This is a genomic window from Vibrio sp. Vb1166 (genome assembly GCF_033338695.1).
In the GTDB taxonomy this organism is placed as follows: domain Bacteria; phylum Pseudomonadota; class Gammaproteobacteria; order Enterobacterales; family Vibrionaceae; genus Vibrio; species Vibrio alginolyticus.
Window position 1 is genome coordinate 16621 of record NZ_JAWOTE010000037.1, and the last position, 14071, is coordinate 30691.

Below are 14071 nucleotides of genomic sequence, written 5' to 3' on the forward strand. Positions count from 1 at the left end.
AGCATCTCATAACGACATCTTACTTACCCCCTCCCTCTCGGAGGGTTTTTTTTATCTATTTATCAGATAATTAGTGTCTATATCTTTCAGCGTCTGCTCGATAAGTGCTCTTGCAATCGTTCCTTTAGGCGCAACAGGCGGCATCTCGTCGATACCAAACCATTGTGCATCAGACAGCTCAGTGTAGTCTGGACTTAACTCTCCCGATTCATAGTCAGCTAAAAACCCCATCATCATACTGGATGGGAAAGCCCAAGGCTGGCTGCCAAAGTAACGAATATTTTTAACGAGAATTCCCGTTTCTTCATGAATTTCTCGAGCCACGCACTCTTCTAAGGTCTCACCGACTTCAAGAAAACCCGCAATAACCGTATACATACCATTTCGATGCCTTGGATGTTGGGCTAATAAGATCTGATTTTCTTTACGTACAGCAACGATAATACACGGAAATATTCTAGGATAATGAAGGGTGCGACATTCACCACACTGCATGGCTAACTGGTTATTATTAAGAAAGTTCCTTCCTCCGCACTGTGGACAAAAGCGCAAACTTTGCGTCATGTGCCCATATTGCACAGCTTTACTTAACAACATAAATAATGGCTCAGGAAAATGCAGGCAGTCACGCAGGGATACTAAGGGTAGATCATGCTCTAAATCGGCCAAGTTAAGCCACAAGACGGGCGAACCAGAATACTCACCAATGGGTCTTGCACTCGTTACTGGCAGTGATAACTGCTCTGCAGACCCGAAAGGCACAGCACCATCCACCAGCCAAATTTCACTTCCTGCAACAACACACCAGTATGCATTTATCGCGCGGTTAACATCACCTTTTCTTAACATTACACCATCCCTTTGCTTGAAGTTCGTTCATTTTACTGGCAATCTAATTTCATACTAGAGTTTATCGTTAAGTAAATGTGCACTCTAAATTCTAGTAAGGACAAGAGTTTGTAATAACTTTACTAACTTTGCTTTGCAAAGGATACGTTCGCCGATGGGCGATCAGATCATGAGGGCATGGTCATGCTAAGAAAATTCAAACAAACACAAGACCAGTGGGGTGGCTCAAGTGATGTCATTGATCACTGGTTAGAGACACGACAATCCCTGATTGTTGAATATTGTAAGCTTGCAGCGCTGCAACCTTGTTCTAAAACCAATGTTATTGAACTCCCATCTCCTTCCGAACTGCAGGATTTCTGTCAGCACCTCGTTGATTACATCTCCGAAGGCCACTTTAAAATTTATGACATGGTTATGGACCGTTGGAAAGCAACCGGCTTTGTCGTGACTAATGAGATCAATCAAACCTATGGTCAAATTGTTCTAACGACTGAACCATTATTGAACTTTAACGATAAGTACTCAGAAGTGACTGAAGATGATGAATTAAATGATTTCGATTCTGATATGTGTCTCATTGGGGAAATTCTTGAGACTCGCTTTGAAGTCGAGGACTATCTGATACAGCAAATCGCAGAAAGCCTGTCTATGCCACCTGGAGCTTAGTATTTGCAAACATTCAGAAATAGAGTGAGAGAAAAGACTGACGATCATCGTCGGTCTTTTTTGTTTCTAGCTTTATCGAAAATCCCACCGGAAGAACAAAGTAGTATAAAAACTAAAAAGGCACCCGAAGGTGCCTTTTTCTTAAGCTTTTAACGATTACTCGTTATATGACTTACTCTTCAGAAGAGAAACCAGCGTTTAGAAGTGCCGCTAGGTTATCCGTTGCTTGCTCAGCAGAAGGACCATCTTGCGCTTCAGAACGTTTAGCTTGACGCTCTTGGTGGTATGCGAAACCAGTACCAGCTGGGATCAGACGACCAACAATTACGTTCTCTTTCAGACCACGTAGGTCATCACGCTTACCAGAAACCGCAGCTTCTGTTAGTACGCGAGTTGTCTCCTGGAACGATGCCGCAGAGATGAACGACTCAGTCGCTAGAGATGCTTTAGTAATACCTAGTAGTTCACGTTCGAAACGTGCAGGCTCTTTGCCTTCAGCTTCTAGGTTACGGTTAGCAATCTTAACTTGTGAGTACTCAATCTGTTCACCAGGTAGGAACTCAGAGTCACCAGAGTGAGTAATAGTACACTTACGCAGCATCTGACGAACGATAGTTTCAATGTGCTTATCGTTAATCTTAACGCCTTGTAGACGGTAAACTTCCTGTACTTCGTTAGCAATGTACTGCGTTACCGCGTGTACGCCACGTAGACGTAGGATGTCATGTGGAGACTCTGGACCATCTGCGATCACGTCACCACGTTCAACTTTTTCACCTTCGAATACGTTCAACTGACGATGCTTAGGAATCATCTCTTCGTAAGCTTCACCGCTTTCACGTGTGATCACTAGGCGACGTTTACCTTTCGTCTCTTTACCAAAGCTCACAGTACCTGTGTGCTCAGCAAGGATTGCAGGCTCTTTCGGCTTACGTGCTTCAAATAGGTCAGCAACTCGTGGAAGACCACCGGTGATATCTTTGTTACCGCCAGACTTCTGAGGAATACGTGCTAGTGTTGCACCAACACCTACTGCTGCGCCATCTTCGATGTTCACAATCGCTTTACCAGGTAGGAAGTAGTGAGCTGGCATATCAGTACCAGGGATCATTACATCGTTACCTTGCTCGTCAACAAGTTTGATAGCTGGACGCATATCTTTACCTGCTGAAGGGCGAGCTGCTGGGTCAGTTACTTCGCTTGAAGATAGACCAGTTAGGTCATCCGTTTGACGAGATACTGTTACGCCGTCGATCATATCTACGAACTGGATGCGACCTGCTACCTCAGTAATGATAGGTAGTGTGTGCGCTTCCCAGTTTGCAACTGTTTCGCCAGCTTGAACTGTATCACCATCACCTTTGCTTAGTAGCGTACCGTAAGGCAGTTTGTGTTTCTCTTTAGTACGACCAAACTCATCAACGATAGTTAACTCTGTCGCACGAGAAGTGATAACGATCTTACCGTCATCAGCCAATACAGATTTAGCGTTGTGTAGCTTGATAGAACCGTTGTTCTTAACTTGAACACTGTTCTCTGCCGCTGCTGTCGATGCCGCACCACCGATGTGGAACGTACGCATCGTTAGCTGTGTACCTGGCTCACCGATAGACTGAGCAGCAATAACACCCACTGCTTCACCTTGGTTCACTAGGTGACCACGTGCTAGGTCACGACCGTAACATTGTGCACAACAACCGAAGTCAGAATCACACGTTACTACAGAGCGCACTTTCATGCTGTCTACTGAGTTCTCTTCCATGATTTGACACCACTTCTCATCGATCAGGGTGTTACGTGGAATAAGAACGTCTTCAGTGCCAGGTTTTAGTACGTCTTCAGCAACAACACGACCAAGAGCAAGCTCAGAAAGTGCAACTTTAACATCACCACCCTCGATGTGAGGCATCATGTCGACACCTTCGTGAGTGCCACAGTCATGTTCAGTTACAACAACGTCTTGAGCAACGTCTACTAGACGACGAGTTAGGTAACCCGAGTTCGCTGTTTTCAGTGCCGTATCCGCAAGACCCTTACGAGCACCGTGCGTTGAGATAAAGTACTGAAGTACGTTTAGACCTTCTTTAAAGTTCGCTGTGATCGGCGTTTCGATGATTGAACCATCTGGACGCGCCATCAGACCACGCATACCCGCAAGCTGACGAATCTGTGCTGCAGAACCACGAGCGCCCGAGTCCGCCATCATATAGATGCTGTTGAATGACTCTTGCTGTTCCTCTTCACCGTCACGGTTAACTACCGTTTCAGATGAAAGGTTTTCCATCATTGCTTTCGCAACACGGTCGTTGGTCGATGCCCAGATATCGATAACTTTGTTGTAGCGTTCGCCCGCAGTAACAAGACCTGATTGGTACTGTTCCTGGATTTCACGTACTTCTTCTTCCGCTTCTGCGATTTCAGTGTACTTAGCTGCAGGTACAACCATATCGTCGATACCAACAGATACACCAGAAAGTGCCGCGTATGCGAAACCTGTGTACATGATTTGGTCAGCGAAGATTACTGTGTCTTTCAGACCTAGTTTACGGTACGCCTCGTTAAGTAGGTTAGAGATTTGCTTCTTACCTAGCTTTTGGTTAACGATGCTGTACGGTAGACCAGCTGGCACGATTTGCCATAGCATTGCACGACCAACAGTGGTGTCTACCATCTTGGTTTCTGTAGTGCTGTTGCCATCTTCGTCTACAACAGTTTCTGTAATACGTACTTTAACGCGTGCGTGAAGCTCAGCTTGTTTAGTGCGGTATGCTTTCTCAGCCTCTTCTGGGCCAGAAAGGTACATGCCTTCACCTTTCACGTTGATCTTTTCACGAGTCATGTAGTACAGACCCAATACAACGTCTTGAGAAGGTACGATGATCGGATCACCTGACGCTGGCGACAGAATGTTGTTTGTCGACATCATCAGAGTACGAGCTTCAAGCTGTGCCTCTAGAGTTAGAGGTACGTGAACCGCCATTTGGTCACCATCGAAGTCCGCGTTGTACGCTGCACAAACAAGTGGGTGTAGCTGAATCGCTTTACCTTCGATCAGTACTGGTTCGAACGCCTGGATACCTAGACGGTGAAGTGTCGGTGCACGGTTCAATAGTACTGGGTGTTCACGGATTACTTCGTCTAGGATATCCCAAACGACCGCTTCTTCACGCTCTACCATTTTCTTAGCAGCTTTGATTGTAGTCGCAAGACCACGAGTCTCTAGCTTGCTGTAGATAAATGGTTTGAATAGCTCAAGTGCCATCTTCTTAGGAAGACCACACTGGTGTAGACGAAGGTATGGACCTACTGTGATTACAGAACGGCCAGAGTAGTCTACACGTTTACCTAGAAGGTTCTGACGGAAACGACCTTGTTTACCCTTGATCATATCAGCAAGAGATTTCAGAGGACGCTTGTTAGAACCTGTGATCGCACGACCACGACGACCGTTATCTAGTAGCGCATCAACAGACTCTTGCAGCATACGTTTTTCGTTACGTACGATGATGTCCGGAGCAGCTAGCTCTAGAAGACGCTTCAAACGGTTGTTACGGTTGATCACACGACGGTATAGATCGTTAAGATCAGAAGTCGCAAAGCGACCGCCATCTAGAGGTACTAGAGGACGTAGATCTGGCGGAAGTACTGGAAGTACAGTTAGGATCATCCACTCAGGGTTGTTACCCGATGCGATGAACGCTTCTACCAGCTTAAGACGCTTAGTTACTTTCTTACGCTTAGTTTCAGAGTTTGTTGTCTCTAACTCTTCACGCATTTGTTCTGCTTCAGCGTGCATATCCATAGAACCTAGTAGGTCCTTGATAGCTTCCGCACCCATCTTAGCAGTGAACTCGTCGCCCCACTCTTCTAGACGATCTAGATACTCTTCTTCAGTAAGCATCTGACCTTTTTCTAGATCAGTCATACCAGGCTCTGTTACTACGTACATTTCGAAGTACAGAACGCGTTCGATATCACGTAGAGGGATATCCATTAGTAGACCGATACGAGACGGTAGCGATTTTAGGAACCAGATGTGAGCTACTGGTGAAGCCAGTTCAATGTGGCCCATACGGTCACGACGAACTTTAGTTTGTGTAACTTCTACACCACACTTCTCACAGATAACACCACGGTGCTTCAGGCGCTTGTACTTACCACAAAGACATTCGTAGTCTTTAACTGGACCAAAGATACGCGCACAGAACAGACCATCGCGTTCAGGTTTGAACGTACGATAGTTGATCGTTTCAGGTTTTTTAACTTCACCGAAAGACCATGAACGGATCATGTCTGGTGAAGATAGACCGATTTTGATTGCATCAAATTCTTCGGTCTTATGCTGTGCTTTTAGAAAGTTTAATAAGTCTTTCACAATCAGCTCCTGTAAGGAGTTAAAAGGAGCTCACTTGCTAAAGTGAGCACCTTCTTCCAAATAATCGCTTTGATTCTCTCGACTTTCATCAAGAGAGAAAAGGATTACTCTTCGTCTTCTAGCTCGATGTTGATACCTAGCGAGCGGATCTCTTTCAACAGTACGTTGAACGATTCTGGCATGCCAGGTTCCATGCTGTGGTTACCGTCTACGATGTTCTTGTACATCTTAGTACGGCCGTTAACGTCATCCGACTTAACCGTTAGCATTTCTTGTAGCGTGTAAGCAGCACCGTATGCTTCTAGTGCCCATACTTCCATCTCACCGAAACGCTGACCACCGAACTGAGCTTTACCACCTAGTGGCTGCTGAGTTACTAGGCTGTACGAACCAGTTGAACGAGCGTGCATCTTGTCATCAACAAGGTGGTTCAGTTTCAGCATGTACATGTAACCAACAGTTACAGGACGCTCAAACGCATCACCTGTGCGACCATCAAACAGTGTTAACTGACCTGATGTTGGTAGATCTGCTAGCTCAAGAAGTGCTTTGATTGACTCTTCTGGAGCGCCATCAAATACAGGAGTCGCGATTGGTAGACCGCCACGCAAGTTCTTGATCAGAGTACGTACTTCATCATCAGATAGAGAAGCAATGTCTACTTTCTGGCGAGTGTCGCCTAGATCGTAAACTTTTTGTAGGAACTCGCGGAATTTCGCTAGTTCTTGCTGCTCTTTAACCATCTGGTTGATCTTGTCACCGATACCTTTCGCTGCCAGACCTAAGTGTACTTCTAGGATCTGACCGATGTTCATACGCGAAGGTACACCCAGTGGGTTAAGTACGATGTCTACAGGCTGACCTTTCTCATCGTATGGCATGTCTTCAACAGGGTTGATCTTAGAGATTACACCCTTGTTACCGTGACGACCCGCCATCTTATCACCAGGCTGAATGCGACGTTTAACCGCTAGGTAAACCTTAACGATCTTCAGTACACCAGGTGCTAAATCATCACCTTGAGTGATCTTACGACGCTTAGTTTCGAACTTCTTATCGAAGTCGGCTTTTAGCTCATCCCACTGCTCAGCAAGTTGCTCAAGCTGAGTTTGTAGTGCGTCATCTTCTAGCGTTAGTTCTAGCCACTTCTTACGATCAGTTGTGTCTAGTTTCGCTTCAGAGTAACCGCCTTCAATCAATACAGCTTTAACACGGTTTAGAAGGCCGCCCTCAAGAATCTGGAATTCTTCAGTTAGGTCTTTCTTCGCTTCTTTAAGCTGCATCTGTTCGATTTCAAGCGCACGCTTGTCTTTCTCAACGCCATCGCGAGTAAAGACTTGAACGTCGATGATCGTACCTGATACAGAGTTAGGTACACGTAGTGAAGTATCTTTAACGTCAGATGCTTTTTCACCGAAGATTGCACGTAGTAGCTTCTCTTCAGGCGTTAGCTGAGTTTCACCTTTAGGTGTAACTTTACCAACTAGGATGTCGCCACCCTTAACTTCAGCACCGATGTAAACGATACCTGACTCGTCTAGTTTAGACAGAGCAGACTCACCTACGTTTGGAATATCCGCTGTGATCTCTTCAGAACCAAGCTTAGTATCACGCGCCACACAAGTCAGTTCTTGGATGTGGATAGTCGTGAAACGGTCTTCTTGAACTACGCGCTCAGATACTAAGATCGAGTCTTCGAAGTTGTAACCGTTCCAAGGCATGAACGCGATACGCATGTTTTGACCAAGCGCTAGTTCACCAAGGTCTGTTGAAGGACCATCAGCAAGAACGTCACCGCGTGATACAGGCTCACCTGGCATCACACATGGGCGCTGGTTAATACATGTGTTCTGGTTAGAACGTGTGTATTTAGTCAGGTTGTAGATGTCGATACCAGCTTCACCTGGTACTAGCTCTTCTTCGTTAACTTTAACAACGATACGAGAAGCATCTACTGACTGGATTACACCACCACGTTTAGCAACTGCAGTTACACCTGAGTCAACGGCTACGTTACGTTCAATACCAGTACCAACAAGCGGTTTGTCAGCTTTCAGTGTTGGAACTGCCTGACGTTGCATGTTCGCACCCATCAATGCACGGTTCGCATCATCGTGTTCTAGGAACGGGATAAGCGATGCAGCGATAGATACAACCTGGTTTGTCGCAACGTCCATGTACTGAGCGTGCTCACGAGGGTGTAGACCAGATTCACCTTTCTGACGAGCTGTGATCAGCTCATCTGCAAAAGTACCATCTTCGTTTAGCTTAGCGTTCGCCTGTGCGATAACGAATTGGCCTTCTTCGATTGCAGATAGGTAATCTACTTCGTCTGTTACTACGCCATCTACAACGCGACGGTATGGTGTCTCTAGGAAACCGTACTCGTTACAACGCGCAAACGCAGATAGAGAGTTGATCAGACCGATGTTTGGACCTTCAGGCGTTTCGATAGGACATAGACGACCGTAGTGAGTTACGTGTACGTCACGTACTTCGAAGCCAGCACGTTCACGAGTTAGACCGCCAGGACCCAATGCAGAAATACGACGCTTGTGCGTTACTTCTGATAGCGGGTTGTTTTGGTCCATGAACTGTGAAAGCTGTGAAGAGCCAAAGAATTCTTTAACTGCCGCAGAAATTGGCTTCGCGTTGATCAAGTCTTGAGGCATGATTGCGTCAAGATCGCCTAGGCTTAGACGCTCTTTAACTGCACGCTCAACACGTACTAGACCTACACGGAACTGGTTCTCAGCCATTTCGCCTACAGAACGGATACGACGGTTGCCTAGGTGGTCGATATCGTCCACTTCGCCCTTACCGTTACGGATCGCGATCAGCTTCTTCATCACTTCGATGATATCAGTTTCATCAAGTGTGCCTTGCTCTTGAGCATCTTCACGGCCGATAGAGCTGTTGAACTTCATACGACCAACAGTCGATAGATCGTAACGCTCTTCAGAGAAGAATAGGCTTTCGAATAGAGCTTCTGCAGCTTCTTTTGTTGGCGGCTCACCAGGGCGCATCATGCGGTAGATTTCTACCAATGCAGAAATACGATCAACCGTGCTGTCGATACGTAGTGTTTCTGACATGAATGGACCATGGTCTAGATCGTTCGTGAATAGAACTTCTAGCGCTTTGTGGCCAGCCTGAGATAGGTTCGCTAGTGCTTCCAGGCTGATTTCCTGGTTAGCGTTAACAATGATCTCGCCTGTTGCTTCATTGATATAATCTTTTGATGCAACTTTACCTACGATGTACTCAACTGGTACTTCGATGTGATCAACACCATCTTTTTCTAGTTGGCGGATATGACGAGCTGTTACGCGACGACCTTGCTCAACGTAAACTTTACCATTTGCTTCGATGTCGAATGACGCAGTTTCACCACGTAGACGATCCGGAACCAACTCCATCAATAGAGTTTGGTCTTTCACTTCGAAGTTCACTTTCTCGAAGAAGATATCTAGGATTTCTTCTGTCGACTTACCTAGTGCTCGAAGGATGATCGATGCTGGTAGCTTACGACGGCGGTCGATACGAACGTATAAGTTATCCTTAGGATCAAACTCGAAATCAAGCCATGAACCACGGTAAGGAATAACACGTGCGTTGTATAAAACTTTACCTGAAGAGTGGGTCTTACCCTTATCGCTGTCGAAGAACACGCCTGGGCTTCGGTGCAGCTGGGATACGATAACCCTCTCGGTACCGTTGATTACGAAGGTACCATTGTCTGTCATGAGTGGAATTTCACCCATGTAGACTTCTTGTTCTTTAATGTCTTTTACAGTACCTGCTGGCGCGTCTTTATCAAAGATAACTAGGCGTAGTTTTACACGTAGTGGCTTTGAGTAAGTTACACCGCGGATTTGACATTCTTTAACGTCAAAAACTGGCTCACCAAGACGGTAGCTAACGTATTGCAGCTCAGAATTGCCGTTGTAGCTCTGAATCGGGAATACAGAACGGAAAGCGGCTTCAAGACCGTATTGACCTTCAGGATCCTGTTCGATAAATTTGTCGAACGAATCGAGCTGGATCGATAGCAGGTATGGAATGTCCAAAACTTGTGGACGAGTACCAAAGTCCTTACGGATGCGCTTTTTCTCGGTATAAGAGTAAACCATGGGGTTCCTCAGCTCGCTGATAAGTGACCCAAACTGTCCGCCCGCTCCTAGTTACTTAAGGGGGGTAAGGGACAGTGACTAATATAGCTGTTTACTGTAGTGACATTTCATTTCGTAAGAATGAAATGTTTTTTGCATGGATATCAGGCGCTTAAACAGCGGGAAAATTCGCCTATACCCTACAGCGCAAAAAGGCCGGTGGTTAAAAAACCACCAGCCAATTAGCCGTTAGGCTAAGAAACTATGCAATAATTACTTAACAGCAACAGTTGCACCAGCTTCTTCTAGCTGAGCTTTAAGAGCTTCAGCTTCTGCTTTCTCAACACCTTCTTTAAGAGGTGCTGGAGCGCCGTCTACTAGAGCTTTAGCTTCTTTAAGACCTAGGCCAGTTGCGCCACGTACTGCTTTGATTACAGCAACTTTGTTACCGCCAGCAGCTTCTAGGATTACGTCGAATTCAGTTTGCTCAGCAGCAGCTTCGCCTGCAGCAGCGCCGCCAGCTACAACAGCAGCAGCAGCAGAAACACCGAATTTCTCTTCCATTGCTTCGATTAGTTCAACAACTTGCATTACAGACATTTCTGCAACTGCGTCTAGGATTTGCTCGTTAGTAATAGACATAACAATTCTCTTTTAAGTCAACAATAAGTTTATTAAGCAACCAGTAAAAAGCAAGGCTTATGCCGCTGCTTCTTGTTTTTGATCGCGGATAGCTGCGATAGTACGCGCCAGCTTGCCAGCCGAAGCTTCTTTCATGCACATCATTAGGCGTGCAATTGCTTCGTCGTAAGTTGGTAGTGTTGCTAGTACTTCAGCGTCAGTTAAAGCGCCTTCAAATGCAGCAGCTTTGATCTCGAAATCTTTGTTCTCTTTAGCGAAGTCTTTGAAAAGACGCGCTGCAGCACCTGGGTGCTCATTAGAGAATGCGATTAGAGTAGGACCAGTGAAAGTGTCAGTTAGACACTCGTACTCAGTACCTTCAACCGCACGACGAGCAAGAGTGTTACGAACAACTCTCATGTAAACGCCAGCTTCACGAGCTTGTTTACGTAGAGAAGTCATCGCGCCAACTTGAACGCCACGAGAATCAGCTACAACTGCAGAAAGTGCACCACTGGCAGCTTCGTTGACTTCAGCAACAATTGCTTTTTTGTCTTGAAGGTTTAAAGCCATCTTGGATTTACTCCTGGTTGTCGTTACACCACTCACTATCATCACGACAGTGAGAGCTATTGAGGTGCTTCCCCAGAAGAAAGTTAACTATATTACATAGAGCTTTCTGTCAGTTCGGGCACCATCTACGTAGGATAATTAAGTTTGCTTTTACACAAACACCTACGGTCTTGGACGGAGACTGGGTCTTAATTCATTTCGAACTAGGAGACAGTTCAAAGAACCAAAGTTCAGCCCCAACCACAAATATTAGGCGCAAAATTATACACTAATTTTGCGCCTAAGCAAATAAATTATGCTTGAGTGTTCAGGCTAGCCTGATCAACAGCAACACCAGCACCCATAGTAGTAGAGATGCTTACTTTCTTCAGGAAAGTACCTTTCGCTGAAGATGGCTTAGCTTTCTTCAGAGCAACTAGAAGTGCTTCTAGGTTCTCTTTGATCTGCTCAGCAGAGAAGTTTGCTTTACCGATAGTAGTGTGGATGATGCCGTTTTTGTCGTTACGGTAACGAACCTGACCAGCTTTAGCGTTTTTAACTGCTTCAGCAACGTTAGGAGTTACAGTACCAACTTTAGGGTTTGGCATAAGACCGCGAGGACCTAGGATAGTACCTAGTTGACCTACAACGCGCATTGCATCTGGAGAAGCAACAACTACGTCAAAGTTCATTTCGCCTTTCTTAACTTGCTCAGCAAGATCTTCCATACCTACGATGTCTGCGCCAGCTTCTTTAGCTGCTTCAGCGTTAGCACCTTGAGTGAACACTGCAACGCGGATTTCGCGGCCAGTACCGTGAGGTAGTACAGTTGCACCACGTACGTTCTGGTCAGATTTACGAGCATCAATGCCTAGGTTAACAGCAACGTCTACAGACTCAACGAATTTAGCAGTCGCTAGTTCTTGAAGAAGAGCAACAGCTTCGTTGATTTCGTATTCTTTAGTTACGTCAACTTTTTCGCGGATTACGCGCATGCGCTTAGTTAGTTTTGCCATCTTATTAACCCTCTACCACTAGGCCCATTGAACGAGCAGTACCAGCGATAGAACGCTTCATCGCTTCGATGTCAGCACCAGTCATATCAGCAGCTTTAGTTTCTGCGATTTCTTGGATTTGAGCGTCAGTTACAGTACCAACTTTTTCAGTGTTTGGACGACCTGAACCAGACTTAACGCCAGCAGCTTTCTTAAGAAGAACAGCAGCAGGTGGAGTCTTAGTTACGAACGTGAAAGAACGGTCGCTGTATACTGTGATAACTACTGGAGTTGGTAGACCTTTCTCAATAGATTCTGTTTTTGCGTTGAACGCTTTACAGAATTCCATGATGTTCACACCGTGTTGACCTAGTGCAGGACCTACTGGTGGACTAGGGTTAGCCATACCAGCAGCAACTTGTAGCTTGATGTAAGCTTCAACTTTCTTAGCCATGATAATTCCTAAGTTTGGGTACAAACGCTAATCGCGGATCAGCTCCCCGTTTGTGTAAGAAACTTTTTACTTCACTTGAAGTAAAAAGGCGCGAAATTATAGTCATAATCCGCGCCTTATACAACCCTAAAAAGGTGATTTTTTATACTCTTTAACGAAGAGTCTTAGTCCAGCTTTTCAACCTGACCAAATTCAAGCTCAACTGGTGTCGCACGACCAAAGATCGATACAGACACTTTCAGGCGGCTCTTCTCGTAATCCACTTCTTCAACAGTACCGTTGAAGTCAGCAAATGGACCTTCGTTAACACGTACCACTTCACCCGCTTCGTACATTGTACGCGGACGAGGCGCTTCACTCGCTTTCTCAAGACGATTAAGAATCGCGTCAGCCTCTTTATCCGTGATAGGTGCCGGACGGTCTGAGGTACCACCAATGAAGCCCATGACACGCGGCACACTGCGTACTAGGTGCCATGATTCATCGTTCATAATCATCTGAACAAGGACGTAACCTGGGAAGAACTTACGCTCAGATTTGCGACGCTGACCCGCGCGCATTTCCACTACTTCTTCAGTAGGAACCAGTACTTCACCGAATAGCTCTTCCATGCCGTGCATTTTGATATGCTCGCGCAGAGATTGAGCTACACGACCTTCAAATCCAGAGAAGGCTTGAACCACATACCAGCGTTTTTTTGGAGCTTCACTCATGAATAAAAACCCTCTATACCCCAGTTGCTAGAGCTACTAGACGAACCATAATTCCGTCAATACCCCATAGCACTAGAGCCATTACAATACTTACAGCTAAAACGATCAGTGTTGTTTGCATGGTTTCTTGGCGAGTAGGCCAAACAACTTTACGTACTTCCATACGAGATTCTTTTGCAAAACTGATCGCTGCTTTACCTTTAGTCGTTGTTGCTGCAACGCCTAAGGCAGCTGCAATAAGAACAACAACGCCTGCAGCACGAACCACTACAGACATTTCACCATACAGGTAATTACCCACAACAGCGGCAGCTGCCAATACGAAAGCGGCTACCCACTTAAACGTATCTGCTGCGTTTGAGCTATCAGGAGTTTCAGCATTATTTGCTTTCATAAAACCAACCTGTTACAAGTCTTAATATAGACGACAACAACCCCGCTGTTGCAGGGCAAACTCCATATCGCTGAAAAAATCAGCGTACTCTTCTTAAGATTAAGCCTCTTTGCTTAATCTTGCTCTGCGCCCAACCCACTTCTGAACAAGAAAACAGCAAAAATAATGTTGAGTGCAGAAAAAGGGCATCAAATGATGCCCTTTTTGCTACTGGTTCGTCAAATCTAATTCAAGATTTTCCGAAAGCATCGCTAATTCGCTATGAATTAGTCGAAGATCTTAGCAACAACACCAGCACCTACTGTACGGCCACCTTCACGGATCGCGAAACGTAGAC

10 protein-coding genes and 1 pseudogene are annotated in these 14071 nt (G+C 45.7%); 1 reads left to right on the forward strand and 10 read right to left on the reverse strand.

Features of this window, described 5'->3' with window-relative positions; genetic code table 11:
* Positions 1–51 precede the first annotated feature (51 nt).
* A complete protein-coding gene (nudC, locus tag R7E51_RS22140) occupies positions 52–849 on the reverse strand; it encodes an NAD(+) diphosphatase (protein ID WP_053350803.1) in 798 nt (265 codons plus the stop codon).
* Between the two features lie 177 nt (positions 850–1026).
* Between nudC and R7E51_RS22145 the strand changes: the two genes are divergently transcribed.
* Complete coding sequence (locus tag R7E51_RS22145; protein WP_005382515.1) at positions 1027–1518, forward strand: Rsd/AlgQ family anti-sigma factor; 492 nt, start codon at positions 1027–1029, stop codon at positions 1516–1518.
* 172 nt (positions 1519–1690) lie between these two features.
* On the opposite strand, the gene rpoC is transcribed toward R7E51_RS22145, so the two are convergent.
* From rpoC to R7E51_RS22190, 9 genes and pseudogenes are all read right to left on the reverse strand, one after another.
* Entirely contained in the window at positions 1691–5893 is a 4203-nt protein-coding gene (rpoC, locus tag R7E51_RS22150) for a DNA-directed RNA polymerase subunit beta' (protein WP_005382514.1), read from the reverse strand.
* A 104-nt stretch (positions 5894–5997) separates the two neighbouring features.
* Positions 5998–10026: a DNA-directed RNA polymerase subunit beta gene (gene rpoB / locus R7E51_RS22155; protein WP_005384685.1), complete on the reverse strand. Its 4029-nt coding sequence runs from the start codon at positions 10024–10026 to the stop codon at positions 5998–6000.
* A 252-nt stretch (positions 10027–10278) separates the two neighbouring features.
* Positions 10279–10647, reverse strand: coding sequence for a 50S ribosomal protein L7/L12 (rplL, locus tag R7E51_RS22160; RefSeq protein WP_005382540.1), 369 nt, complete (start codon positions 10645–10647; stop codon positions 10279–10281).
* Between the two features lie 57 nt (positions 10648–10704).
* Entirely contained in the window at positions 10705–11199 is a 495-nt protein-coding gene (gene rplJ, locus R7E51_RS22165; RefSeq protein WP_005382538.1) for a 50S ribosomal protein L10, read from the reverse strand.
* A 293-nt stretch (positions 11200–11492) separates the two neighbouring features.
* The gene (gene rplA, locus R7E51_RS22170) at positions 11493–12194 is read right to left on the reverse strand and encodes a 50S ribosomal protein L1 (RefSeq protein WP_005384683.1); all 702 of its coding nucleotides are present in this window, start codon (positions 12192–12194) and stop codon (positions 11493–11495) included.
* 4 nt (positions 12195–12198) lie between these two features.
* Positions 12199–12627, reverse strand: a complete 429-nt coding sequence (gene rplK, locus R7E51_RS22175; protein WP_005384682.1) for a 50S ribosomal protein L11 — start codon at positions 12625–12627, stop codon at positions 12199–12201.
* 164 nt (positions 12628–12791) lie between these two features.
* Positions 12792–13340 carry a transcription termination/antitermination protein NusG gene (gene nusG / locus R7E51_RS22180; protein ID WP_005384681.1) on the reverse strand — a complete coding sequence of 183 codons (549 nt, stop codon included), beginning with the start codon at positions 13338–13340 and terminating at the stop codon, positions 12792–12794.
* A gap of 13 nt (positions 13341–13353) precedes the next feature.
* On the reverse strand, positions 13354–13734 hold the full coding sequence (gene secE, locus R7E51_RS22185) for a preprotein translocase subunit SecE (RefSeq protein WP_005384680.1): 381 nt from the start codon (positions 13732–13734) through the stop codon (positions 13354–13356).
* A 266-nt stretch (positions 13735–14000) separates the two neighbouring features.
* Positions 14001–14071, reverse strand: a pseudogene (locus R7E51_RS22190) (elongation factor Tu); the annotation flags it as partial.